General features: G+C 49.6%; 27 protein-coding genes. 4 read left to right on the forward strand and 23 right to left on the reverse strand.

What is annotated here, in order from left to right; translation table 11 throughout:
• Nucleotides 1-64 precede the first annotated feature (64 nt).
• Nucleotides 65-793, forward strand: a complete 729-nt coding sequence (locus EDC33_RS02125; protein ID WP_124010031.1) for an SDR family NAD(P)-dependent oxidoreductase — start codon at nucleotides 65-67, stop codon at nucleotides 791-793.
• Between the two features lie 33 nt (nucleotides 794-826).
• On the opposite strand, the gene EDC33_RS02130 is transcribed toward EDC33_RS02125, so the two are convergent.
• From EDC33_RS02130 to EDC33_RS02180, 11 genes are all read right to left on the reverse strand, one after another.
• The gene (locus EDC33_RS02130; protein ID WP_124010032.1) at nucleotides 827-1,774 is read right to left on the reverse strand and encodes an ROK family glucokinase; all 948 of its coding nucleotides are present in this window, start codon (nucleotides 1,772-1,774) and stop codon (nucleotides 827-829) included.
• A 2-nt stretch (nucleotides 1,775-1,776) separates the two neighbouring features.
• Nucleotides 1,777-1,965 (reverse strand): YqgQ family protein, encoded by a 189-nt coding sequence (locus EDC33_RS02135; RefSeq protein WP_094905605.1) that lies wholly within the window; start codon nucleotides 1,963-1,965, stop codon nucleotides 1,777-1,779.
• Nucleotides 1,958-3,370 carry a rhomboid family intramembrane serine protease gene (locus EDC33_RS02140; RefSeq protein WP_124010033.1) on the reverse strand — a complete coding sequence of 471 codons (1,413 nt, stop codon included), beginning with the start codon at nucleotides 3,368-3,370 and terminating at the stop codon, nucleotides 1,958-1,960. Before EDC33_RS02140 ends, EDC33_RS02135 begins: the two co-directional genes overlap by 8 nt.
• A complete protein-coding gene (locus EDC33_RS02145; RefSeq protein ID WP_124010034.1) occupies nucleotides 3,363-3,935 on the reverse strand; it encodes a 5-formyltetrahydrofolate cyclo-ligase in 573 nt (190 codons plus the stop codon). The genes EDC33_RS02140 and EDC33_RS02145 overlap by 8 nt, the downstream gene beginning before the upstream one ends.
• Nucleotides 3,936-4,059: 124 nt before the next feature.
• A complete protein-coding gene (gene phoU, locus EDC33_RS02150) occupies nucleotides 4,060-4,713 on the reverse strand; it encodes a phosphate signaling complex protein PhoU (RefSeq protein ID WP_124010035.1) in 654 nt (217 codons plus the stop codon).
• 2 nt (nucleotides 4,714-4,715) lie between these two features.
• On the reverse strand, nucleotides 4,716-5,534 hold the full coding sequence (gene pstB, locus EDC33_RS02155; RefSeq protein WP_229716655.1) for a phosphate ABC transporter ATP-binding protein PstB: 819 nt from the start codon (nucleotides 5,532-5,534) through the stop codon (nucleotides 4,716-4,718).
• A 48-nt stretch (nucleotides 5,535-5,582) separates the two neighbouring features.
• The gene (gene pstA, locus EDC33_RS02160; protein ID WP_040104649.1) at nucleotides 5,583-6,461 is read right to left on the reverse strand and encodes a phosphate ABC transporter permease PstA; all 879 of its coding nucleotides are present in this window, start codon (nucleotides 6,459-6,461) and stop codon (nucleotides 5,583-5,585) included.
• Between the two features lies 1 nt (nucleotide 6,462).
• Nucleotides 6,463-7,389 (reverse strand): phosphate ABC transporter permease subunit PstC, encoded by a 927-nt coding sequence (gene pstC / locus EDC33_RS02165; RefSeq protein ID WP_255620617.1) that lies wholly within the window; start codon nucleotides 7,387-7,389, stop codon nucleotides 6,463-6,465.
• 72 nt (nucleotides 7,390-7,461) lie between these two features.
• Nucleotides 7,462-8,454, reverse strand: coding sequence for a phosphate ABC transporter substrate-binding protein PstS family protein (locus EDC33_RS02170; protein WP_040104647.1), 993 nt, complete (start codon nucleotides 8,452-8,454; stop codon nucleotides 7,462-7,464).
• A gap of 151 nt (nucleotides 8,455-8,605) precedes the next feature.
• Complete coding sequence (locus EDC33_RS02175; protein ID WP_170156339.1) at nucleotides 8,606-10,744, reverse strand: peptidoglycan D,D-transpeptidase FtsI family protein; 2,139 nt, start codon at nucleotides 10,742-10,744, stop codon at nucleotides 8,606-8,608.
• 166 nt (nucleotides 10,745-10,910) lie between these two features.
• Nucleotides 10,911-11,513 carry a superoxide dismutase gene (locus EDC33_RS02180; RefSeq protein WP_040104645.1) on the reverse strand — a complete coding sequence of 201 codons (603 nt, stop codon included), beginning with the start codon at nucleotides 11,511-11,513 and terminating at the stop codon, nucleotides 10,911-10,913.
• Between the two features lie 157 nt (nucleotides 11,514-11,670).
• On the opposite strand from EDC33_RS02180, the gene EDC33_RS02185 reads away from it, so the two are divergent.
• On the forward strand, nucleotides 11,671-12,405 hold the full coding sequence (locus EDC33_RS02185) for a DUF1189 family protein (protein WP_124010038.1): 735 nt from the start codon (nucleotides 11,671-11,673) through the stop codon (nucleotides 12,403-12,405).
• Nucleotides 12,406-12,492: 87 nt separating this feature from the next.
• The gene (gene ispG, locus EDC33_RS02190) at nucleotides 12,493-13,608 is read left to right on the forward strand and encodes a flavodoxin-dependent (E)-4-hydroxy-3-methylbut-2-enyl-diphosphate synthase (RefSeq protein ID WP_040104643.1); all 1,116 of its coding nucleotides are present in this window, start codon (nucleotides 12,493-12,495) and stop codon (nucleotides 13,606-13,608) included.
• 56 nt (nucleotides 13,609-13,664) lie between these two features.
• On the opposite strand, the gene EDC33_RS02195 is transcribed toward ispG, so the two are convergent.
• The 10 genes from EDC33_RS02195 to EDC33_RS02240 form a co-directional block, all read right to left on the reverse strand.
• Nucleotides 13,665-14,531 (reverse strand): LysR family transcriptional regulator, encoded by an 867-nt coding sequence (locus EDC33_RS02195; protein ID WP_094905612.1) that lies wholly within the window; start codon nucleotides 14,529-14,531, stop codon nucleotides 13,665-13,667.
• A gap of 117 nt (nucleotides 14,532-14,648) precedes the next feature.
• Nucleotides 14,649-15,812, reverse strand: a complete 1,164-nt coding sequence (gene solA / locus EDC33_RS02200) for an N-methyl-L-tryptophan oxidase (RefSeq protein ID WP_094905613.1) — start codon at nucleotides 15,810-15,812, stop codon at nucleotides 14,649-14,651.
• Nucleotides 15,813-15,979: 167 nt separating this feature from the next.
• The gene (locus EDC33_RS02205; RefSeq protein ID WP_124010039.1) at nucleotides 15,980-16,633 is read right to left on the reverse strand and encodes a hypothetical protein; all 654 of its coding nucleotides are present in this window, start codon (nucleotides 16,631-16,633) and stop codon (nucleotides 15,980-15,982) included.
• Complete coding sequence (locus tag EDC33_RS02210; protein WP_170156340.1) at nucleotides 16,626-17,495, reverse strand: ABC transporter ATP-binding protein; 870 nt, start codon at nucleotides 17,493-17,495, stop codon at nucleotides 16,626-16,628. The genes EDC33_RS02205 and EDC33_RS02210 overlap by 8 nt, the downstream gene beginning before the upstream one ends.
• A complete protein-coding gene (locus EDC33_RS02215; protein ID WP_094905616.1) occupies nucleotides 17,495-17,869 on the reverse strand; it encodes a GntR family transcriptional regulator in 375 nt (124 codons plus the stop codon). The genes EDC33_RS02210 and EDC33_RS02215 overlap by 1 nt, the downstream gene beginning before the upstream one ends.
• A 78-nt stretch (nucleotides 17,870-17,947) precedes the next feature.
• Nucleotides 17,948-18,364, reverse strand: a complete 417-nt coding sequence (locus tag EDC33_RS02220; RefSeq protein ID WP_040104637.1) for a Fur family transcriptional regulator — start codon at nucleotides 18,362-18,364, stop codon at nucleotides 17,948-17,950.
• The gene (locus EDC33_RS02225) at nucleotides 18,351-19,202 is read right to left on the reverse strand and encodes a metal ABC transporter permease (RefSeq protein ID WP_040104636.1); all 852 of its coding nucleotides are present in this window, start codon (nucleotides 19,200-19,202) and stop codon (nucleotides 18,351-18,353) included. Before EDC33_RS02225 ends, EDC33_RS02220 begins: the two co-directional genes overlap by 14 nt.
• Nucleotides 19,199-19,981 (reverse strand): metal ABC transporter ATP-binding protein, encoded by a 783-nt coding sequence (locus EDC33_RS02230; protein ID WP_040104635.1) that lies wholly within the window; start codon nucleotides 19,979-19,981, stop codon nucleotides 19,199-19,201. The genes EDC33_RS02225 and EDC33_RS02230 overlap by 4 nt, the downstream gene beginning before the upstream one ends.
• Before the next feature lie 118 nt (nucleotides 19,982-20,099).
• Entirely contained in the window at nucleotides 20,100-21,008 is a 909-nt protein-coding gene (locus tag EDC33_RS02235; RefSeq protein WP_040104634.1) for a deoxyribonuclease IV, read from the reverse strand.
• A gap of 21 nt (nucleotides 21,009-21,029) precedes the next feature.
• Complete coding sequence (locus EDC33_RS02240) at nucleotides 21,030-22,343, reverse strand: DEAD/DEAH box helicase (protein ID WP_124010042.1); 1,314 nt, start codon at nucleotides 22,341-22,343, stop codon at nucleotides 21,030-21,032.
• A gap of 142 nt (nucleotides 22,344-22,485) precedes the next feature.
• On the opposite strand from EDC33_RS02240, the gene EDC33_RS02245 reads away from it, so the two are divergent.
• Nucleotides 22,486-23,448 (forward strand): 4-hydroxy-3-methylbut-2-enyl diphosphate reductase, encoded by a 963-nt coding sequence (locus EDC33_RS02245; RefSeq protein ID WP_124010043.1) that lies wholly within the window; start codon nucleotides 22,486-22,488, stop codon nucleotides 23,446-23,448.
• A 36-nt stretch (nucleotides 23,449-23,484) separates the two neighbouring features.
• Here EDC33_RS02245 and EDC33_RS02250 read toward each other — a convergent pair whose 3' ends face one another.
• Both EDC33_RS02250 and EDC33_RS02255 read right to left on the reverse strand, forming a co-directional pair.
• A complete protein-coding gene (locus EDC33_RS02250; RefSeq protein WP_124010044.1) occupies nucleotides 23,485-24,558 on the reverse strand; it encodes a Nif3-like dinuclear metal center hexameric protein in 1,074 nt (357 codons plus the stop codon).
• Entirely contained in the window at nucleotides 24,555-25,229 is a 675-nt protein-coding gene (locus tag EDC33_RS02255; RefSeq protein ID WP_124010045.1) for a tRNA (adenine(22)-N(1))-methyltransferase, read from the reverse strand. The genes EDC33_RS02250 and EDC33_RS02255 overlap by 4 nt, the downstream gene beginning before the upstream one ends.
• Nucleotides 25,230-25,286: the final 57 nt, after the last annotated feature.

The raw sequence follows: 25,286 nt of genomic DNA on the forward strand, positions 1-25,286 counted from the left end.
TTTATATTTTACAAAGGTTTTTCCTTTATTTATACTTGATTCAACACAGAAGGAGAGATGATCAATGAGATATGTATTCATTACAGGCACAACCCGCGGGCTCGGGCACGCACTGCTCGATATATTCAGGGAGGACCGCATCATCAGCATTTCCCGTTCGAAAGTTGAAACGGATATTGAACTGTATAGGGAATTCCATGTGGACTTCCTGGATGAGCAGGCATTGGAAGAGAAGGTTCCTGAAATATTCAATTCGATCGAGCCGGAAAAAGGAGATGAAATCTACCTGATCAATAATGCCGGCACTGTAAACCCGGTCAAATCGATCGCCAACATGGACGCACAGGGCTTTATGGACAACTACAAGATAAATGTCCTCGCCCCCGCCCTTCTCATGAAGGGGTATGTAAATGCCTTCAGTGACCTGCAGGCGGCGAAGCGCATACTTACGGTTTCCAGCGGTGCCGCACTGAACCCGATGGAAGGATGGGCTGCCTACTGCAGTTCGAAGGCCGCTGTGAATATGGTGAGCGATGTGCTGCGCCAGGAGATGGACCGCCTCGACTATCCGATCTTTACAGCAACCTACCGTCCAGGGGTCATAGACACGGACATGCAGGGTGAGATCCGTTCTGCTGATCCGGATGATTTCCCCGACCTTGAAACATTCAAAAAATATAAGGAATCCAATCGTCTCTATCCGCCGAAAGTGGTGGCCTATGTTGCCCAGCGCATCATCACCTCCGACAACTTCGGCTTTTCCGAAAGCTACAGCATCAGCGATTTCCTATAAAAAGAAGGGAGCACAATTGTGCTCCCTTTTTAATTATGTCAGATATTGCTTCACCAGACGCGCCGCACCATAAATACCGGCATCGTTACCGAGTTCCGCCATGACAATTTCGGTGTTCTCATATGCAGGCGGGAATGTGATCGGCCTGTAGTGCGCTTCTATCCGTTCCGTCAATATCCGGCCGGCGCGGCTGACCCCTCCGCCGATGATGAAGTATTTGGGGTTTGTTACAGCAGAGATGTGGCTGAGGGCGATTGCGATATACTGCGCAACTTCATCAATCACCCGGAGACCGAGCGCGTCGCCCTCCTGTGCCGCCTCCACGATCATTTTGGCCGACACGGTGCCATTTTCGATCGCCATATCGAGACGGGTGCCCTTATGTTCATGATGATAGAACATCGCAAGATTCTTCATTCCAGTTGCGGAAGCCACCGTCTCCAGGCAGCCTTTTTTTCCGCAGTTGCACTGGAAACGCTGGTCGTAGTCGACCAGCAGGTGGCCGATCTCACCGGCAGCGCCTCCATGTCCATGGATGAGCAGGCTGTTCGAGACGACGCCTCCACCAACACCGGTACCGAGTGTCACCATGACGACATCCTTGTGCCCCATCCCGGCACCTTTGAACTGCTCTCCGAGGGCAGCCACATTTGCATCATTGTCGACGATCGTACTCATGCCGCTCAAAGCCTCGAACTCTGCGGCAATCGGCTTGCGATGCATCCAGTTCAGGTTTATGGCTCCGTTCAGTATCCCATTATTGAAGTCCACAGGTCCCGGAACACCAAGTCCAACCCCAATGGTATCTTCAGGGCTGTAGCCTTCCGATTGGAAGGATTGATGGATATTCCCGAGTATCCTGCCACCTTCATCCGAAGTATCCGTTTGAATCTCCCATTTATGCAACAGTTCCAGTTCAGGTGTGAATACACCCATCTTGCATGTCGTACCTCCAATATCAGTTGCCAATATATGCTTCATGTTCATCCCTCTTTCCGTCGTTTCAAAATCAGTACTGCTTCTATATATTCTTCCTTCGATATGAGTCCATGGCTATACAATTCCTTTATTTCCATCTCCATGAGAGTGAGCATGTTCCCCATATCCTTGTCGTATACATAAATGCCGTAACGGAGCAGCAGCTTGTTGATGTATGTCAGATCCTTAGCCATTGTCGAACTCCTCGGCAATCTGCTTCAACTGTGGATCGTCTATCGTTTCCGTATTGAAATTGCCCAAAATACGTGCCATCTCCTCATAATTCCTCTCTTTCCGAAGCTGCATGAGCCTGTGGCGGGCAACCTGCTCTGCATCTGGATCGAGCTCCCAGCTGATGTCATGGAAATGACGTGCCTGCTCCATATCTCCATGATACTCGGCAATCAGCCCGAGGGCATGATAGGTGGCCGCCGTCTCGTTGTTCGTCCGTATGGATTGATTGAGGATATCGAGTGCAGCGTCGTATTCCCCCTCATCGATGTACTCCATCGCCTGGGTTGTCAATGGATGAGAGGATTCCTTCTGATGCATGACCATGAAGGAAAGCACCGATAGGCCGGTGAGCAGCGCAAGTGCTATGATGCGCCATTTGCTGCTGAACCTTTTAGGATGATAGAGCACACCCAGCAATGCACCGAACAGCAGGCCGCCGACATGTGCATAATGATTCACGTTCGATATGAGCTGGGAAAACAGTGAGACCACGATGAAGACGGCGGCAATCTGAATCAGCAGCCTTGTGCTCAGACGCCCGTTCACAAGGAGATGGACGACGATTATCGCCAGCAGCCCATAGACTGCACCACTCGCACCGAGTGAAATGCCTTCCGTCACGAACATCAGCGAGAACAGGCTGGAGGTGACTCCGGTGATGACATATGCAATCAGCAGCCGCCATCCGCCAAAGATGCTTTCAACGAATTTGCCCAGTATATAGAGTGCGAATATATTGAAGAGGAAATGGTCGACAGTGATGTGCAGGAAACTGCTGCTCAGCAGCCGGTAGAAGTCCCCCGCAATCACATTGTAATGGCTCAGCGCCATCATATATGTCAGGTTATAGGAGTCCCAAAGATGGATTGCTGCCAGATTGAAGAGGAACACCAGCAGGTTGATGCATACAAGCAGGTAGGTCATGGGTGTAAACTTGATCATGAACTTCTCGAATGGATGCCGGCTCATCAGCCTGCGCTGGTAATATCCTGCATCTTTCGGCTTCTTATACTGGAGGTCCATCCTGAAGAAGGGATTGTTTACGATGGACTTTGCATCCGTAATCCCCTTCTGTATGATCTTCGTACCGCCCTGCCTGTACTTCTTCACATGCTTTTCTTCAGCCATGTGGTAGCTTTCAATCAATGAAATATCCATGTCCTTTGAGAAAAGATGGTTCATATTCTCGAGGTAGTACATTTCCTCATCCAGCTCCTCTTCAGCGATATAGACGCTGGAGAGGCACATGAGTGCCCTTTTCTTGGAATCCTTCAGCCATATGGCATCGCGGGAATTGTCATACCTGAAGAAAGAATAACCTGTATAGCGTGAAACTTCGTAGGCGATATGCCATATATTATGCATCATTCTCCCTCTTCGCTTCTGCGTCGATGATCCGCTCCGGTGTGATCAGGAGGTCCACAGGTATGTCGTGGTGCTCCACAACTACTTCACCGAGCTGCTCCTCGAACAGCAGGGAAACTTTCAGTCCATCATAGTGGCTCAGGAACCTGTCATAGAAGCCGCCGCCATATCCGATGCGGTAGCCCTCTTCAGAATAGATCAACCCTGGTACGACGATGAGATCGGGACTGTTGTTTACATCTTCCGTATTTTCGGGAACACGCAGGTTCTTCTCATCCTTCGTGACTTTATCGAATGAGGTGAACCTGCAGAAGTTCAACTGCTTGCTGCTGTATTCGCATACGGGCGTATATACCAGCTTCCCTTGTCTTACGAGGTGGCTGATGATGTCATCCGTATCCATTTCGTGCGGCATGGCCAGGACGATGCCGACCGACCCGATATCATGCTTCTCTATATAATCGAGCAGCCTTGATTTGAGTGTCTCTTCATTTTCCTTCTTATATTGCTCATCCATGGAAGAGAGCGTGGATATCATTTCCTTGCGCAGAGTTTTTTTGCTCATTTTAATGCCCCATTTCTTATGTAGTAGTTGACATATCATATCCATTATAATCTTCATCACAGCAAAGAAAAAGCCATAGCCTGAAATTAGCGTACAGAAAAAAGATCCTGGAGTATTCCAGGATCTAGTTCATCTGTTTTCTGCTTTCGTGTTTGTCCCCCGTAAGTACATAGAAGACATGTTCCGCCATATTCTTTATATGATCCCCGATCCGTTCAAGGTATTTCGCACACAATTGGCTCTGCCCTGTCAAAAAGGCATCGGTCTCTTCAAAAATATCCGATGTGGTGATCTGGACGAAGAGTGCATCGATGTCCTCATCCCGAGTGATGATTTCTGTACACAGGTCGACATCGCTGGTGTCATATGCAGTCTTTACATCGGCCAGCATCAGCAGTGCAAGGCGCTCCATCGTGGACAAGCGCAGCAAAAGCCTTTCATTGGTGATGCGCACCCGCTTCCGCACCTCTCCCAGATTGCTGATGTTATCGCTGATGCGTTCGAGGTCATCGGCCACTTTGATGCTCGAAATGATGAGTCTGAGGTCTGTGGCTACAGGCTGCTGGGTCGTTATCAGGTTGATTGCCTGTGTATTGATCTCTTCTTCCAGCCTGTTGATCCTGAGATCGTCAGCAACCAACCGCCGCGCATCATCAGTGTTATCGCCTGAAAGTATGGAGGTGCTCCCTTTCAGACGGTCATAGCACTCATATCCCAGCGAGTTGACATTGTCATACAGCCTCCGCATTTCATCGGAGAATTTTCCGCGGTATGTCATACTTACCCGAACCTGCCTGAAACATAGTCTTCCGTGCGCTGGTCCTTCGGTTTCTCGAAGATGACATTTGTTCTGTCGTATTCGATGACGTGGCCCTGATAGAAGAATGCAGTGCGATCTGAAATCCTCGCGGCCTGCTGCATATTGTGCGTGACGATGATGATGCTGTAGTCCTTCTTCAGCTCCTGCATCAGATCTTCGATTTTGGTTGTGGAAATCGGGTCGAGGGCGCTTGTCGGTTCATCCATCAGTATGACATCCGGTTCAATCGCCAGTGCGCGGGCAATGCAGATCCTCTGCTGCTGACCGCCGGAAAGTCCATAGGCGTTATCACCCAGCCTGTCCTTCACTTCATCCCAGATGGCTGCGCCCTTCAGGCTTTTCTCCACCACCTGATCCAGCACCTTTTTATTGCGTATGCCGTGCACCCGTGCACCGTAGGCGACATTGTCGTAGATGGATTTCGGGAATGGATTCGGCTTCTGGAAGACCATGCCCACTTTTGTGCGCAGTTCCTCCACAGTCAGCGACTTGTCGAAGATGCTCTGATCCCTGTAGAGGATGTCCCCTTCCGTCCGGACGATGGGTACGAGTTCCGCCATGCGGTTCAGGGCTTTTATGAAAGTGGATTTCCCACAGCCGGAAGGCCCGATGATTGCGGAGATTTCGTTCCTGTTGAAGTCAAGGTCGATATTCTGCAGGGCATGGTTGTCCCCATACCACAGGTTGAAGTCCTTCGCCTGGAATACAGGCTGGGACTGCTGCACCGTCTCGATGTCCGCCGGATGTTCCCGGGTTGCCGTGTCATTTATTATTTTCATGTCTTTTTCCTCTTTTACTTTTGTCAAAGTCATATTAAAGCCTCCAGATTAAAAACGCTTAGAGTATTTATTCCTTATATATATTGCTACGGAGTTCATCAGGAAAAGGATGAACAGAAGCACGAGTATCGCTGCCGCTGTAATGGACTGGAATTCCGGATTCGGCATTTTGACCCATGAGAATATCTGCATCGGCAGGGCTGAGAATGTATCGAATACGCCTGTCGGTGTGAACAGCAGGATCGTCGGTATGCCGATGACGACGAGCGGCGCCGTCTCTCCTATGGCACGGGAGAGTGCCAAAATGATTCCAGTGATGATCCCCGGCAATGAGGCGGGGAGGATGATCCGGGTGATCGTCTGCCATTTTGTTGCCCCCATGCCGATGGATGCTTCACGGATGGAGGAGGGTACCGACCGGATGGCCTCCTGGGAAGCCACAACGATTACAGGCAGGATCATGAGCGACATCGTCAGTGCCGCAGCAAGGACGGAATTTCCGAGTCCGGCCATTCTGACGAACAGCGTAAGGCCGAGCAGACCGAACACGACTGAAGGAACGCCCGCAAGATTGGAGATGTTTATCTTTATGAAGTCTGTAAGCTTATTTTTTGGAGCATATTCCTCCAGATATAGGGCTGTACCTACAGACAGGATGATTGCGATGGGTGCTGTAGTTGCCATCAGCCACAAAGTACCGATCAGGGCACCTCTGATGCCTGCGTTTTCAGGGCGGCTCGAGCTGAAATTCGTGAAGAAGTCGGTCGTCAAGTAGCTCCAGCCATCGATGATCGTGTCGATCAGCAGGGTTGCCAGGACGACCAGTCCAACGAGGGTGCACAGAAGAAAGATGTACTTCAGCACCTTGTTGAGCAGAAGCCGTCCATTCAGTTTCTTTCCTATCGTCTTTTTATCAATCAGTTCCATCTTAATATTCCTCCCTGAACTTCCGTGAGAACCATTGTGCAATCACGTTCATCAGCAGTGTGAAGACGAACAGCGTCATGCCGACGGCATAGAGGCTGAAGTAGACGTCACTGCCATAGGTCGCGTCGCCAGACGCCACTTGGACGATGAAGCCCGTCATCGTCTGGAGGGACTCCATGATGTTCAGGCTTGCATTTGGTGTACTCCCTGCAGCAATGGAAACGATCATCGTCTCGCCGATTGCCCGGGATACTGCAAGAACGATCGAGGCCATGATGCCAGAAACCGCAGCAGGCAGGACGACCTTGAATACCATCTCAAGCCTTGTCGAGCCGAGGCCAAGCGCCCCTTCACGCATGGTATTCGGAACGGAACTCATCGCATCCTCACTCAGGCTTGCGATCATCGGGATGATCATCACGCCGACGACAAGCCCTGGACTGATCGCGTTGAAAAGGTTGACTTCAGGCCAGATGCCCCTGATCAGAGGCGTGACGAAAGTCAATGCGAAGAACCCATAGACGACAGTCGGTATGCCGGCAAGGATTTCGAGTATCGGTTTGATTGTACGGCGCACCCGGTCGCTTGCATATTCACTCAGGTAGATTGCGGCTCCGAGTCCGATCGGCACTGCAAATGCGACTGCAATCACAGTGATCTTCATTGTTCCCATGATCAGGGCAAAAATACCCCACTCAGGGTCAGAGCTGAAAGCAGACCACTCGGTGGAAGTCAGGAATTCCACTGGGGAGACCCGGGTGAAGAACATTACCGTCTCGGACAGCAAGGTGACAAGGATGCCTATGGTCGTCAGTACGGACACCGATGTAATGAGGAGCAGGATGACCGGCACTGCCTTCTCTATGAAGACCGTACTCCGTCTGCCCTTTTTGTTGTCTATCATTTCACGAATATTATAATCACTCATAATGAACCTCGTTTCAAAATACTTTAAACTGGACGGGAAGGCCCCGTCCAGTTCCTTTTATTGGTCAAGTGCCTACTTGAACGCTTCGAGCTTGTCCTTCTGTTCCTGCATCTCGTCTTCAGTCAGCGGAACATATCCAGCCTCTTCTGCTGCAGATGAAGCATTGTTGAGGGTGAATTCCATGAACTGCATGAATGACTCGTTATTTTCAAGGGATTCATTCTTGGCGTATACGAACAGTGGACGTGCTAACGGATACTCATAGCTCATGACAGTCTCTTCAGTGACTTCAACAGGCTCTTCACTTTCAGGACCTTGAAGTGGAACACCTTTCAGATTTTCCTGGTTCACCATGTAGTAGTTATATCCGAAGAATCCAATCGCACCTTCGCTGCTTGCCACGGATTGGGAGATGACGTTCGTGTCCTGGTTCAATTCAGCTGTGATATCGCCATCTTCCATGACCGCTTCCTTGAAGAAGTCGTGTGTGCCGTGTGACTGATCCGGCGCGTAAGCTGTGATTTCCTCATCAGGGAATTCATCACGGACATCGCTCCAAGTTTCAGCTTCGCCGCTGTAGATCGTCTTCAGCTCTTCGAAAGTCAGGTAGTCGACGAAATCATTCTCCGTATTGACTGCAACCGTCAGGCCGTCGTTCGCAACTTTGAATTCAGTGAAGTCGATGCCTGCTTCTTCCAGTGCAGAAACTTCTTCTTCCTTGATTTCACGGGAGGCGTTCTGGAAATCCGTCTCGCCAGCTACGAATTTCTCGAAGCCTCCGCCTGTACCGGATACGCCGATGGAAACCTGAACTTCCGGATACTCGGCATTGAAATCTTCATTTATCAGTTCGAGGATTGGTGCAACTGTGGATGATCCGTCACCAGTAACGCTGCCTGACAGGGAGCCACCCTCTTCCGCATTCGCTTCAGATCCTTCCGTCGCTTCTCCGTTGCTGCCCTCTGTACTTTCTTCAGATGGATCACTTGCATTGCCGCCTCCGCATGCTGCCAGAATGAATACCAGGCTCATCAGCAATGCAGCCATAAAGATACTCTTTTTCATTACCCGAACTCCTCCAATAAATTAAGTGTTGTATTTCCTACAAGCACTACTCTACCGAATGAATGTAAATTTGGAATGAATGGTTTGTAAAGATTGTGTAAATATAAAAAAACACCACCGGTGACGGGGTTCCGTCACCGGTGGTGTCATTCTAATAGCTGCCGTATACAAGTTTAGAATAGAAGTCGTTCGTATTATATTCGTAAGGGGCGACTGCCGCTTCTTCATGGTACAATTCGTAGTATTTGTTGATGACGTCCCTGCCCAGATACTGAGCCGGGAAGAACGGCACTGTGTATGGCATGTTTGGGAAGATGACCGAGAATGCCATGTCCGGGTCATCGTGAGGCGCATATCCTGTGTATGTCTGGTTCAATATGGGATCCCCATTGAAATGTGCTTCTGCAGTCCCCGTCTTGCCGGCTGCCTTGGGCTCTAGTTCATGGTAGGCATCCCACCCGGTACCGTAGCGGTCGGTAGCAGTGTCATGGGTGTTGAATACGTCAAAGAAGCCATCTTGGATCTGGGCGAGTTCTGCAGGTGAAAACTCAACCGTGTTCAGCACTTTTCCATTGAAGGACTGGAGGATGGCGCCCTCCTCGTTCGTATCCCCTTCACGAACTTCCTTGGCCATATGAAGCCCCACCCTGTTGCCTCCATTGGCAATCGTCGAAACGTACTGTGACAGCTGGAGTGCTGAATACGTATCATACTGTCCGATGGACAGGTCGAGATAGCTGCTGGGATTGTTGTTGAATTCAGGTGTCAGACTCCTGGCTTCATTCGGGAGGTCGATGCCGGTTGAAACGCCAAGGCCGAATTGGCTGAGGCCATTCCGCAATGTCTGGCCAGCCTCTGTGACATCATTCGGGAGGGACATGCCCGGCTGATACTCCATGCCGGCAATCCCCATCGCTATCTTCATCATGTAGACGTTGGAGGAGACCATCAATGCTTCCTGATCGTCGATGGCAACCTTGCCGTCCCTGTTGAAGAAGGAACTTTTTGTGGTCCCGTCAGCAAATTCAAGCGGCTCATCGACAAGCGTCTCGCCGGCTTCGATGACGTCGTTCTGATAGCCAGTCGCCACTGTGGCACCCTTTACGGAGGATCCCACGGCATAAGTCGAAGTCAGTGCACCGTAATGATAGTCGACGACTTCCCCTTTGTCATCAAGGCGTTTTCCGACCATGGCCAGCACATCCCCATTATTCGGATCCTGTACCACCAGGACGACCGTGTTGAGGTATTCCGGGATGATCGTATAGTCGATTTCCCCGCTCCGGCTGTTCCGTTGCTGGATCTCTTCAGCCATACTTCTCAATGATGTAAGATGATGCTCTGCAAGTTCCTCAAGTTCAAGCTGCAGATCGATATCCACCGTAAGGTAGAGGTCATCGCCCGGCTCGCCTTCCTTGACCACTTCCTGGCTGATGATCTCCCCGGACTTGTCGGTCGAGTATTTGACCTGCTCCTTCTCGCCCCTGAGCACATTCTCGTACTGGTATTCGAGATAGGTCTTCCCTACCCTGTCGTTCCGGGAATATCCACGGGCCATATAATGGTCGAGCAGCTCTTTTGGAAGGCCTTCCTCTGAGGAAGACACTTCTCCAAGGACGGCCCGCAGGGTTTCCCCGTATGGGTAGTCCCTTTCCCAATCCATTCCTGTAGATATACCGTCGAGCAGTTCGAGCGATTCATTTATTTCGGCAAATTCCTCTTCGGTCACCCCTTCGCTCTTGATGACCGTGGGATTGAGCTCCCGTGCATTGACCATTTCGACATATATTGCGATTGTATTCAAATCCTCCTCCGTAAGGACTGAGGAAACCTGTTCTTCGTCAATGCGCTGGTAGAGTTCCTGATTGAACTGCTCCTGTGAGATATTACCGTTATCAAGAAGCGTCTTCTCTTCGGCCATCAGGTTCTCCACCTCATCCGGATAGCGGTTGATGAGGTAGTCCTGCTTGTCGCGCAGGGAAAGGTTCTCCGTCTCCATATCGAGATAACCGCTGAGTTCAACTGCCACATCCATGATTTCTCCGGATGACATGTTCCTGTGCCGTGTAAAGTAAACGGCTTTCTTTGAGGCGTTGCCTACCAACAGATTGCCGTTCCTGTCATATATCTCGCCCCGCGGAACACTCTGGTTGATCTCGACGAACTGGGCATTTTCAACTTCTTCCTGGTATGTATCCCCTTGAACGATCTGAAGATAGCCCAATCGGAATATGAGCAGCAGGCAAAGGAGAAATACAAGCAGCATGATGATATTGATCCTTGATTTCATAATTTGCCTGTTTATAGTTTCAAGGCTTTTAGTTTTCGCTCGTTTCAATCCAACTCATTCCTTATCCAATTAAAAATATGTACAGTCATTCTACCACATAATGGAGGGGGAACATTTAAAAATCAAATAAAAAAAGAGTGGGAGTCCCCACTCTTAGATCGACAGCTTATTTTGCTTTGCTGTAGAGTTCGTTTACTTTATCCCAATTGACTACGTTCCAAAATGCTTTCAGGTATTCCGGACGTTTGTTCTGATACTTCAGATAGTACGCATGCTCCCATACGTCCACACCAAGGATTGGTGTCTTGCCATCTGTGACAGGGTTGTCCTGGTTTGGAGTGGACACGATTTCGAGTTCACCATTGTTTACAACCAGCCAAGCCCAGCCTGAACCGAATCGGCCTGCGCCTGCTGCTTCAAATTCTTCCTTGAACTTGTCGACAGATCCGAATTTGGATTCGATTGCATCTTTAACTTCACCGGAAACCTCTTTGGATTCAGGAGAGAGAAGTTCCCAGAATAGTGAGTGGTTCAAATGACCGCCGCCATTGTTTCTCACTGCTGTCTTCTTGTCTTCTGGTACAGAATCGAGATTCTTGATTACGTCCTCGATGGATTTGTTCTCGAATTCCGTTCCTTTGACAGCATCATTGAGTTTGGTCACATAAGTGTTATGATGCTTTGTGTGGTGAATTTCCATAGTTTCTTTGTCGATGTGTGGTTCCAATGCATCATAAGCATAAGGTAGTTCTGGTAGTTCAAAAGCCATAGTTAATTCCCCTCCATAGTTAATTGTTTACATACCAAATATATCAATTCGGTGTTAAAATAACAAATGTATTGCCTGATATAGAGTGATTTTTCAGACCTTTGGCTGAAAATCCGACTTGAATACATGCATTTCATCAAAAAGGAAGCGTTACACAATGAAGTATTTCACTTTTTTCAAACGGCTGCTGACCTTCAAGAAGTATCCCCTGTTCAGGACAGCCAACTTCAAGCACATGCTCATCAATATAATGATCATATCCATATTGATCGCCCTGCCGAACATCATCTCACTTTTCCAGAGTGTCAATGCGACATCGGGCCTAGGAAACCTGGAGTCCGAAATACCCGATTTCCGCATCGTGGATGGTGAATATGTCGGAGAGACGGAGACAGTTTCAATCCGGGGGAACGATATCCTCTTCAGTGAAGATATGACCACGGATGAGATGAAGGACGAAAGTTCCAGCATCCTCATCGGATTCCTGAAAGATGGCATCTACATCAGGGATGTCCAGAATTCGGGCTTCGACTATTCATATATCAGCCAGGTCGAAACGGATGAGGACCTCGAAACCTTCATAGAGCAGCAGACATCCAGCCTGTACTTCTATGTCCTCGTCTACATCGTCTTCTTTGTGGCCGTCATCATGTTCTTTGCAGTCATCTTCCTTTCTGCCGGCATCTACGTGCTGCACCTGATATCACAGCTCATGAAGAAGAAGTCGCGGTTCATGAACTGGTTCAAATTCTCTACTTTCGCCACTGTCGCCGTCCTGGTTCCGATGATCGCCATCCAGCTTACAGCCGGACCGCTGCTCTGGTGGCTCTACTTGCTCACCCTGCCCTTCTATTACCACTACTACGCCAAACTTCCCAAAGTGAAAGCGTAATCACAAGGCGCAACGTTTACATTTTCGTCTGAAATCTAGTATAATGACAGTTGATTTAGAGAATCATATAATATGAGGAGCTTGGTTATGTCTCAAATTACACACCGTACCAAAACAAGACCGGTAAAGGTCGGCGATGTGACGATCGGCGGCGCTGATCAGATCATCATCCAGAGCATGACAACGACAAAAACTCATGATGTCGAAGCGACAGTAAAGGAAATTCACCGCCTGGAAGAAGCTGGATGCCAGGTCGTTCGTGTCGCATGTCCAAAAGAAGAAGATGCACTGGCCATCCCAGAAATAAAGAAACAGATCAATATCCCACTCGTCGTGGACATTCATTTTGACTATAAACTTGCCCTGCTCGCCGTAGAAGGCGGCGCAGACAAAATCCGCATCAACCCCGGCAACATCGGCAAACGTGAGAAGGTCGAAGCGGTGGTTGAAGCTTGCAAGGCAAAAGGCATTCCGATCCGCATCGGTGTCAATGCAGGCAGCCTGGAGAGACATATCATCAAGAAGTACGGCTATCCTACTGCCGACGGCATGGTGGAGAGCGCATTGCACCACATCAAGATCCTTGAGGACCTTGACTTCCATGACATCATCGTGTCCATGAAGGCTTCCGACGTCAACCTTGCCATCGAAGCCTATGAGAAGGCTGCAAAAGCATTCGATTATCCGCTGCACCTTGGAATCACCGAAAGCGGCACGCTCTTCGCCGGCACCGTCAAGAGTGCTGCAGGCCTCGGCGCAATCATTTCAAAAGGCATCGGCAATACGCTGAGAATCTCACTCTCTGCCGATCCGGTCGAAGAAGTGAAGGTCGCAAAGGAACTGCTGAAAAGTTACGGGCTCGCAAGCAATGCGGCGACACTCATCGCATGTCCGACTTGTGGACGTATTGAAATCGACCTGATTGCGATAGCGAATGAAGTCGAGGAATATATTTCCACAATCAAGGCACCGCTAAAAGTTGCAGTGCTCGGCTGTGCCGTGAATGGTCCGGGTGAAGCACGCGAAGCGGATATCGGCATCGCCGGTGCCCGTGGAGAAGGCCTCCTGTTCATGCATGGCAAGACGGTACGTAAAGTGCCTGAAGAAACGATGGTCGATGAACTGAAGAAGGAAATCGACATACTCGCTGAAGAGCACTACGAGAAGGAACGCAGGGAAAAAGAAGAAGCAGCCAACAAATAATATGGAGAAGCCCCCCGCAGCCGATTTGGCTGCGGGGGGCTTCATTTCTGCCGTCTTCAGTTTGTCTGCTGAATTTTAAAGGCCTGCACGGTCTGGATGAACTTGTCCATGGTCCGTGTCAGATAGGCATCCTTGTTCCATATGAAGTCCGTTGAGATATCACTGTACGCTTCTGGTATATCATGCGCATGGACCTCCCCCGATTGGATGAGCGGCTGTACGGTGGATTTTGGAACAAGGCTGATGCCAAACCCGGAACGTATACTCCCGATGATCGTCTCAAGGGTGCCGAATTCCATGATTTTAGCGTGCATCACCCCTTCATCCATGAGCCACCTCTCCAGATTCTCCCGATAGCTGCACCCCTTTTTGAAGACGAGCATCGGCTGATTCTTCAGTTCGTCCAGACTGATTTCCGGCGAACTCGATACCAGGGTGAGTGTCTCACGGAAGATTTCTATCCTGTTCACTTTTGGATTCGGCTCAAAATTCGCGACGAATGCACCATCCAGGTGTCTGTCCAGTATTTGGGCAGTTATATTGGCCGTCACATCAGAAGTGAGGGCTAATGTTGTCCCGGGATAGGTACGCTGGAACATGGAAAGGATGTCCGGCAGTTTGACGATGGTTTCCACCGTACCGATGTTCAGGCTGCCGGTGGGGCTGTCGATATCCTTGAAATCCTTTTCCATGTCGTCGATGAGGCCCAGTATCTGCCGCGCATAGCCCTCCAGTTTCCTCCCTTCCGACGTGAGTGTCGCCCCCCTGCTGTGGCGCAGGAAAAGCTGTGTGTCCAGTTCCGTCTCCAAAGCCTTGATCCGTGCCGTTACATGGGACTGGACGAAATTCAATCCCTTTGCCCCTTTGCTGATGCTGCCTGCTTCCGCCACGCTCTGGAAAATGCGCAGATCTTTGATTTCCATTCTGGCCCTCCCCCATCATGAATGATTCGATCAATTTCCAATCATTATACATGAGGTTTCAGGCAGTATACAACGAATTTGAAAAGTCCCGATATAAAATGCTTGAACCTGTCTATTTCAGAGTTTTTCCATGCTCTGCTGCTGGATGGCGGGACGTGTCGCAGAAAATAGTGAAATGTCGAGTTTGGTACTTCCTTCAGTGACAAGGTCGCCTAGAATCTCACCGACGACGCTCGAAAATTTATAGCCATGCCCGGAGAAACCGGCTGCGATGGCCACATGTGGATGTTCAGGATGCTTGTCGATGATGAAGTGCTCATCCGGTGTATTTGTGAATATGCATACCTTTCCGACATTTAGCCTGCCGTTCGCCTGCTCCATCTGGGCACCCAGGAAGCGTCTCAGATCCCCTTCGTCCTTATCGTAGACACCGAATTCCCTGTTCATATATTCGGGTGCCATATCCTCTCCATTGTCATACCGTCCAACCTTCAGCCCAGCCCCATCAATGCATGGGAACCCATAATATACACTGTCCGTCAGGTCGGCGAAGAAGCCTGGAAAGTTATCCGATCTGTAAAGGTCATCATCCGAATTGAACCAGGCGATCACCCGGCGGCTTGGTGTAAGCTTGAGATTCAGACCGAGGTCATCCAGTATCCGCTTGTTCCATGCACCCCCGCTGATGATGAGTTTGTCTGAAGTGTAGGATGCATCATGCGTCGAAACTCTGGCGGAGTCTTCATGCACTTCTATTTCCTGTACCGGTGCATTCACCTTGAGCTCGGCACCATTCTCCAGAGCAATCCTGCGGAAAGTCCGGATGCTGTTTTCGCTGAACAGTACCCCCGCATCCGGCTCATAGCATCCAACATGATCATCATCGATCGAGATGCCGGCCCAACGCTGATTGATCTCATCGGCGGACAGGGTTTCGATATTCAAATCGTATGCCCGTCCCCCTTCAATCGCCCTGCCTACAAAATCCGACTGCGGCGGTCCATATGTCAGTACTCCCGTCTTTCTGAAAATCGTTTCCGATGTTTTTGTCTGAAGATCATCCCATAGCTCCTGTGCACGCATCGCGAGCGGCACATAATCAAGACCCTCACCGCAGGCATGCCGGATGAGCCGGGTATCCCCACTATGGCTCCCGTTTGAATGCGGCGGATCGAAGGCATCGATCATGAGTGTCCGGACCCCCTTTTTAGCCAAGTAGTACCCTGCGGCCATCCCCATGGACCCTGCACCAACGATGATCACTTCATAATGGTTCTCCATACTATCTCTCCCCTTCAGGTAAAGCAGCCCATCCCCGGGTTGCTCCCATCTATTTGTATTCATCATACTGCCGGAACCGGCAAGTGTAAAATGACTGGTTGAGATATGTTCCATCACGATTCAAGATGACGGCAAAAACCGGAACCTTCGATGAGGTTCCGGTGCAACTAGACCATATCGTGCTTTGTTATATTCCTCTGATTCATTGCGTAACTGATGATGAAGAGTACCATACCTGCGACAAGCGTATAGAAGGGAAGATGATAAAGATAAAAATCCATTCCGGGCAGTTCCCGGTCAAGCTGGTTGACATTGACCAGCGGCATGAAATGGAACAGATAGGCCATCAGCATCGGCACACCATAGATGACGTATCCAGTGGTAAGAAAACGCAGCCAGTGTTTGCCGAACCCGAGATAGTAGAGGCTCATTACTATCAAGCTCATACCAATCAGCATCACAAAGCCATATAGATAGTATGTTTCCTGGATAATCGTCATGTAGCTGCCGAATATGGCGGCAGTCAAAGCCAGCATCACCATATAGTAGATATAATCTCCCTTTATGATGTTCCTCTTGGTGTTGGGCAGCGTGAAAAAGAAGTAGTGGTTGGCATCCGACTTCAGCATATAGTGTATGTTCAGGTACGTTGAAGTCGTATAGACCACGGCGATACCATTTATTATATTTATGAAGGGCATCAGGCTTCCTCTGTAATCAGAAAACGATAATGCTGTGAGGAGGTTCATGAGAATCGTAAAGATTCCCAGGTACCATATCCATTTTGATTGGAATAGATTCAGGTAGAGCTGTTTACCCATTGATCGTCTCTCCCTTCTCCCTTTTTATGAAGTACATCATTTCGTCCATCGTCAGATCTTCAATCAATACCTTCTCCCCATATAATTCCTTAAGTGCCTGAGGTTCTTTCGTCATCGCTTCAAATCCGAGTGCATTTGTGGCTGTACCGATCAGCAGTCCACCTGCATCAGCCGCAATCTGTCTATCTCCTTTTACTTTCCTGTAGGACTCGAAGAGCACATCCTTGTCCATGTCGAAAAGCACTTCCCCGTCATCGATCATTACGACGTAGTCGGCAATCTTCTCGAGATCCGTCGTGATATGTGTACTGAAGAGTATCGTGATATCTTCGTCCATCATGAGTGTCTGCAGTATATCCAGCAGTTCCATCCTGAAAGTCGGGTCAAGGTTCGACGTTGGCTCGTCCAGAATCAGCAGTTCGGCTTCATGGCTTAAGGCAATCGCAATTGACAATTTCACCTTTTCTCCTGTAGACAGGAATTTGACTTTGCTTGTGGCATCCACATTGAACCTTTCCAGATATGCAAAGAATGTATCAGCATGCCAATTGATATAGTAGATATTCAAAAGCCGATTCAGTTTTTTTGGACTGAGGTTCTGCGGAAAGCGGTCTTCGGCAAATACCAGACCGATACGGTTCAGCAGCTCTTCCCTTTCCAATTCAGGATCCTTATCCAGTATGCTGATCCGCCCCTCGTCCTGCTTCTTCAACGTCAGCATATGATGAATCAGTGTGGATTTTCCCGATCCATTCTCTCCGATCAGACCAGTGATATACCCTTTCCTTAGGCTGAGGTTGATATCCTTCAATCTGAATCTGCCCATATACTTATCCAATTCTTTGACTGTAACAGCATCCATCATTGATCCTCCTCCATCACCTTCATCATTTCCACCAGTTCGTCGATGGACAAATCTATTTTCTTCGCTGTTGAAAGCAACTCCTCCAATTTCTTTTCGACTTCAATCAAGAGCTGTTCCCTTTTGTTTTCGTTATTCTGTTCACTGACGTATGTGCCCTTTCCGACGACCGAATATACATATCCGGCAGCTTCGAGGTCCTGGTATGCCCGCTTCGTCGTGATGATGCTGATGCTCAGTTCCTTGGCCAGCCTACGCATCGACAATAAAGGATCACCCGGCCTCAATGCGCCCGTCATGATGAGGCGTATGATTTCATTCTTCAGCTGCTCATATATCGGGACATCGCTCCGGTTGGATAATTTTATATCCAATCACTTCACCTCCATATATACTGTGTATATATAATATATACACTATAAACGGTGGTGTCAATATGAAAAAACCAGAATCTATGAGATTCTGGTTCTTCTGCATACTCCACAGAGGCCGTAGAGTTCAACTTTATGGTTTTTTATTTCCACATCATCCAGCTCATTCTGCCATGTTTCGACCGGGCAGTAGCGGATGACTTTCGTGTCGCCGCATTCATCACATATGAAGTGATGGTGGTGGTGCGTGGTGCAGGCGATCTTGTAGTGCATCTCACCGGACAATGTCGTCTGTTCGAGCACTTCTATATCCTTCAGCGTATACAGGTTGCGGTAGATCGTATCGTAGCTGATCCCTGGGTAGTCTTTGTTCATCAGCTCCTGTATATCCTTGGCGCTCAGATACCTGTCCTCTTGAAGAAACAGTTCAATCATGCGCATCCGTTTTTGGGTAATTTTAAGTCTGTTTTCCTTCAGCCTTTCTTTATACTGAATCAATCGGTTCTCCACGTTTTTTCACTCCTATACGGTCGAGAATTATGGTCGCCGCCAGAATGGCCAGCGAAACGAGTACAATCGTGCCCCCTGGGGATATATCGAGATGGAAGCTCATGAACAATCCGACGATGACCGCAACTTCGCCGAAAATGACACTCGTGAACATCAGCTGGCGGAAGCTTGAAGTGACGCGCATCGCTGAAGCGACAGGCAGTGTCATCAGGGCGCTGACAAGCAGGATGCCGACGATCCGCATTGAAGCACTGATGACGAGTGCCACGACGATGATGAACATGAAGTGGATCCACTTGTTGATATTCATGACATTCGCATACTCTTCATCGAATGAAACAAGGAACATCTCCTTGTACATCAGATAGATGAAGATGAGGACAATCACTCCGATGACGGAGATCAGAATCAGGTCGACGCTGCTCACTGCACTGATGCTTCCGAAGAGATATCCGAACAGATCCTGGTTGAATCCATCGGCGAGTGAAAGGAACAGTACGCTCAGTGCCACCCCGAAGCTCATGATGATCGGTATGGCAAGCTCCTGGTAGTGCCTGTAGACTGTACGCAGCCGCTCGATGCCGAGGGCACCCATGACGGAGAAGATGATTCCTGTAATGAGCGGGTTGATGGTCATACCGATCAGCGACGACAGATAAACGCCGAATGTAATGCCGCCCAAGGTGACATGGCTGAGTGCGTCTGCGATCAAAGACAGCCTTCTGATGACGATGAAGGTACCGATGAGGGGCGCAATCAGCCCGGCAATCAGGCCGCTGACGAAAGAATACCGGATGAACTCATATTCGAGCAGAGCCTCGATCATTCGCAGCACGCCCTTTCGTGGTCATGTGAGACGAGCTGTAATGGGAAGCCATAGATCTTGGACAGTTCCGCTTCACCCAGGTTCTTGAATTCGTGGTTGGTGCCATGGAAATGAAGATGCTCGTTCAGACAGGCGACTTCGTCCGCATGATCGACGACCACCCCTATGTCATGGGTGACGAGAAGAATCGTCACAGATTGTTCCTTGAGCCTGAACAGGACATCATAGAACTCCTTGACGTGTTTCGCATCGATGCCGACAGTCGGTTCGTCGAGGACGAGGATGCTCGGGTTGTTGATCAATGCCCGCGCGATGAACACACGCTGCGTCTGTCCGCCTGACAGGAGTGAAATGTTCTTATCCTTCAAGTGGCTGATGTTGAGGAGGTCCAGCACTTCTTCAAGTTTCCGGTAATCTTCCTTCCTGAAACGCTTGAACAATCCCTTGGCCTTCGTCAGGCCGCTGAGTACGACTTCGCTGACTGTTGCCGGGAAGCCTTTCGAGAAGCTGTTTGATTTCTGGGAGACATACCCGACTTCCTGCCATGCTTGAAAATTGCGCAGGCTGTTGCCATTGATGTATATTTCACCACTCTGAAGTTTAAGGACCCCGAGTATCAGTTTGATCAGCGTCGTCTTGCCGGAGCCGTTCGGCCCCACCAGGGCGACGAAATCCCCTTTATGGATGCTGAGGTTGATGTCTTTCAAAGCGGGTGTTGTTTCCATCTTGTCCCTATAGGTATAGGAGATGTTTTTCAGTTCGAATATCGGATGATCCATCTCGCCGACTCCTTTATCATTAATCATTACAATATTATAAAGGAATGATTACGATTTGTAAATAGGAATGATTACGAAATAAAACCAGGATGGCAACAGCCATCCTGGTTTATCCGTACTACTCCTCTATTCCTTCCATCATCGGATTGATCTCCTCTTTAAGGGAAGGATTGAACTTGCCGTTCCTGATCATTTCAATCTCGTGGGCATAGGGTGCTATCCTGTTCTTCTTATCCGGTCCGACGAATGGTGTTTCGAGTATTTTCGGTATGTCCCCGAAATCGGAATGGTTGATGATGTATGAAAGGGCATCGAAACCGATATGGCCGAAACCGATGTTTTCGTGGCGGTCCTTGTGGGCGCCCCGTTCATTTTTGGAATCGTTGATGTGGAGGACTTTTATGCGGTCCTTGCCTATGATGCGGTCGAATTCATCCAGCACCCCGTCGAAGTCATTGACGATGTCGTATCCTGCATCGTGCACGTGGCATGTGTCGAAGCATACGCTCAGCCTTTCATTATTCGTCACACCATCGATGATCTGTGCAATCTCTTCAAATGTGCGGCCGACTTCGGAACCTTTGCCCGCCATCGTTTCGAGTGCAATCTGGACATCGTTGTCGTTCGTCAGCACTTCATTTAGCCCTTCGACGATCGATCTGATGCCACGCTCTGCTCCAGTACCGACGTGACTGCCGGGGTGAAGGACGATCTGATTGCTGCCGAGGTGCTCGGTCCGCACGATCTCCTCCTGCAGGAATTCCACACCGTGTTCGAATACACCTTCACGTTCGGAATTGGCGATATTTATGATGTAGGGTGCATGGACGACGATTTTGGACATCCCATGATCCGCCATGTGGCGCTTGCCGGCTTCTATGTTCAGGTCTTCTATCTTCTTCCTTCTCGTGTTCTGCGGTGCACCGGTGTAGATCATGAATGTATTGGCACCATAATTATGGGCACTGATGCTTGCCGCCTCCAGCATTTTCTTGCCGCTCATTGAAACGTGTGATCCTATAAGCATTTCATTCACCTTTCTGATTTACTATCTTTTTTTCTTCCTGCTCTTTGAGTGCTTCATGCGCTCCTGCTGCTTCAGGGTATTGAGTTCGTGCTTCATCTTCTTCCTGTAGCCCGGCTTCACCTTCTTCGGCTTCTTCACCTTGTGGGAAAGCTGGTTCTCGAGATGGGAATCCTTGCGTTTCCGCTTTGCGCGTTCGGTCCTTGATTTTATTTCGACGAGTTCGCCTTTCCTGAGGTCCTCATGGATGAATTTGTATCCTTTGGATTCAAGCGCATTGACGAGGTATTCCTCATCCGGTGTATAGAGTGTGACGGCCGTACCCGTATAGGCACCCCTGCCCACACGTCCAACGCGGTGTGTAAAGAATTCGATGTCCTTCGGGATGTCATAGTTGATGACATGGGAGGCACCGTCGATGTCGAGACCCCTTGAAGCCAGATCGCTCGCCACCACCCATACATATTCAAGTTCACGGATTTTCTTGATCTCTTTGGTCCGCTCCCTCGGCTTCAGGCCGCCGTGGAAGAGGCCGACATTGACGCCGTTGCTGTTGAGGTATTCGAACAGTTCATCGGCACGTTCCTTGGAGTTGGCGAATATCAGGCCGATGTATGGCGTGATATCCTGTGTCAGCGCAAGCACTTTGGCTGCTTTGTCGTCGCCTTTCACAGGCACCAGGCTGTAGTGGATGGATGCCTTGTTCCTAGGCTGGTCGATGATGATGATCTCGGTTTCTCCGATATACTTCCTGAGGAAGATCCGGAGCGCTTCCGGTATGGTCGCAGAGAAGACGAGGAACTGAGCCGAGTCGCTGACTGTGGAAGAGATGCTGTCGATCTGTTCCAGGAAGCCGAGGTCGATCATCAGATCGGCTTCATCGATGACCAACCTTTCGACGGAATGGAGGTTGAGGCCGCCCTTATCCCTCAAATCTTTGATTCTTGTCGGCGTACCGATTACAATGTGGGGAGACTTGGATGCCTTCTGCACATCCCTTTCGATATCCGTGCCGCCGATGAAGGCAGCAGCCCTGATTTCAGGGAAGGACTTCAATATTTCAAGCGTCATCTGGTACAGCTGCTTTGCCAGTTCGCGCGTCGGTGCCGTGATGACAGCCTGTGTATGTGCATCCTCCGTGTTGATTTCATGTATGATGGGGAGGAGGAAGGCGTGTGATTTCCCACTGCCCGTCTCTGATTGTGCCACGACGTTCTCCTTCTTCAGGATCTTCGGGATGACACGCTCCTGTACGAGGGTCGGATGGGAAAAATTTATACTTTCGATTGCATTCAGCATCTGTTCGCTGAACCTGAATCTTTTGAATGCATTACTCATTGTTTCACCTGTTTTCTTTATTGGAACTCAGGTTACATTATAACCGAAATGAAGGTGTTAGGCCACACATCATTCATACTACATGATGATTTAAAAACGTGCGGCTTTTGGTTATAATGACATTAAGGGAGGAATATACTTCATGGATATTATTAAGATAAGCCCACGCGGGTATTGTTACGGTGTCGTAGATGCGATGGTGATCGCGCGGAATGCATCTATGGACAAGACACTGCCCCGCCCAATATACATTCTCGGCATGATCGTCCACAACAAGCATGTGACGGATGCGTTTGAAGAGGACGGCATCGTCACGCTCGATGGTGCCAACAGGCTTGAAATACTGGAAGGAATCAATGAGGGCACGGTGATCTTCACTGCCCACGGCGTTTCTCCACAGGTCAAACAGCGGGCCAAGGAAAAGGGGCTGACATGCATCGATGCTACATGCCCGGACGTCGAGGTGACCCACCAGCTCATACGTGAGCGGACTCGGGAAGGATACGATGTCGTCTATATCGGCAAGAAGGGCCACCCGGAACCGGAAGGCGCCGTCGGTGTGTCACCGGATCACGTCCATCTCGTCGAAACGCTCGACGAGGTCAAGGCGCTGCCTGAGGAACTGGCCCATAAGAAGCTCATCGTCACCAACCAGACGACGATGAGCCAATGGGATGTCGGCCATCTCATGGATCAGCTGAAGGAACAGTACCCGCACATCGAGGTCCATAAGGAAATATGCCTGGCAACGCAAGTGCGCCAGGAGGCGGTCGCCGAACAGGCACAGGAAGCAGATCTTCTGATTGTTGTAGGAGACCCGAAAAGCAACAACTCCAACCGTCTGGCACAGGTCTCGAAAGAGATCGCGCATACAAATGCCTACCGTATCAGTTCCCTGAGCGAATTGAAGACGGAATGGCTCGAGGATATAGATAGTGTGGCTGTAACAGCCGGTGCTTCCACACCAACCCCGATCGTCAAGGAAGTCATCGACTACATCAAGGAGTATGACAGGGAAAACCGTTCTGAACCGCGCTCTACAGTACCAAAGAACAAAATACTGCCAAAGATCAAGAAGGCGAAGCCTGTAAAGATCATGGATTAGAAAAAAACCATCGAAGCACAATGCTTCGATGGTTTTTTATTCGAAAGGATTGGTGGTGAAGCTGGTCGCATGTACAGGCAGTTCGATGCGATCCTCCACCAGAAGTTTCAGACCTTCCGCCATGAACACTTCCATATAGTGGCCGACATCGATGATGTTCCGGCCGGCAAGTTTAGCATCATAGGCTTCATGGTATTTTACATCTCCCGTGACGAGCACATCGACACCTTGCGAGAAGGCTTCATTGATGTAGCTCATGCCGGAGCCGCCGATGATGCCGACTTTATTCATCCTGCCTGTGTTGGCGTTGACGACATTGACGATGTCGTGTCCTGTTTTTTCCCTGATGAGGTCGACGAGCGCTTCGAGCGTATCATCATAATCGAACCTGACGCCGAGCCCCTTGTCGCTCGGCTTCTTCAGGGTGAGCACATCGTAGGCGGGCTCCTCATATGGATGGGCTTCGATGAGCGCGTCGATCACCTGCTGTTCGTGCGCAGCTTCGAATATCGCTTCCACGATATACTCATCCACATGCTCCAGTTCCCCCTGCGTACCGATATGAGGATCCGCTTCGTCATTCGGTCTGAACTGTCCTTTCACCGGATATTCGAAGAAGCATTCGGAATAGTCGCCCTGGTTGCCTACCCCTGCAGCCGAAAGATCCTGCTTCAGCTGTTCCACATCTTCCTTTGGTATATTGATTCTGAGCTTCTTATAGAAGTATTCATGCTTGATGAGAATTTCCGTCTGATCATATCCAAGCACTTCTGCAATCATATGGCTGACGCCATGCGGCTGGTGATCCAAGTTCGTATGCATGGCGATAAGGTTGATGTCGTTCCTGATCAGTTTACGTACGATGCTGCCCACACCGGACTCCGTAATGCTTGAAACCTTCGGGAAAATCAGCGGGTGGTGGGCAATGATGACATTTGCACCCTTCTCAACCGCTTCCTCCACTGTACCGTGCGCGCAGTCAAGGGTCGTCAGAATGCCTGTGGCCTCATCATCCAAATCCCCGACCAGCAGCCCGGTATTGTCCCATTCTTCACTATCCTTGAAGGGGGCGATGTCATCAAGGATTCCCATCAGTTCTCTAATCTTCACTGTTCGAGCACCTCTTTCAATGCATTTATCGTATCAGCAACTTCATCAATTTTTTCAGTGTTTGATGAGTTCTGCTTCAAATTTCCATAAATGTTCCGTTGGTGCTCCAGTTCCCTTTCGAGCTTTTCGATAAACGCCTGTTCCCTCTTTTCAAGGAGGATCGGACCAAAGATCAGCTGCTTTTCATCATAGTTAGATGAACCTGGTTCAGCGACGATGATTTCATAGAAATGCCGTCCAATCCTGATCACCGTTTCATCGATAATGCGGTAGCTGGATGATGCAAGCACTTTCCGTATCGGGTAGGTGTACGTATTGGCCTGAAGCACCAGCCGGGGCTGGCCGCCGAGGTTATGGAGGCCGCCTTCAAGTATTTCGGCGATGAGCGGGCCGCCCATGCCGCAGATGGTGACCGTGTCCACTTCATCATCAGGTGAGGCGACTTCCAGTCCTGAGCCGAAACGCGCCTCGATGAGATCCTCCATGCCTTCCCTCCTGATATTGTTCACAGTCGAATCGAATGGCCCATTCACCACCTCACCGCATATCGCCTGGCTGACGGCCCCATTCCTGATCGCCTCTATCGGAAGATACGCATGATCGGAACCGATGTCGAGAAGTTTTTCGCCGACGATGAATTCTGAGACTTTCTGTAATCTTGCATCTAGCATTTCATTTCCTCCATCTGATATAAATAAAGACTTCCACACATCGTGTGGAAGTCCATA

Source organism: Salinicoccus roseus (genome assembly GCF_003814515.1).
Lineage (GTDB): Bacteria > Bacillota > Bacilli > Staphylococcales > Salinicoccaceae > Salinicoccus > Salinicoccus roseus.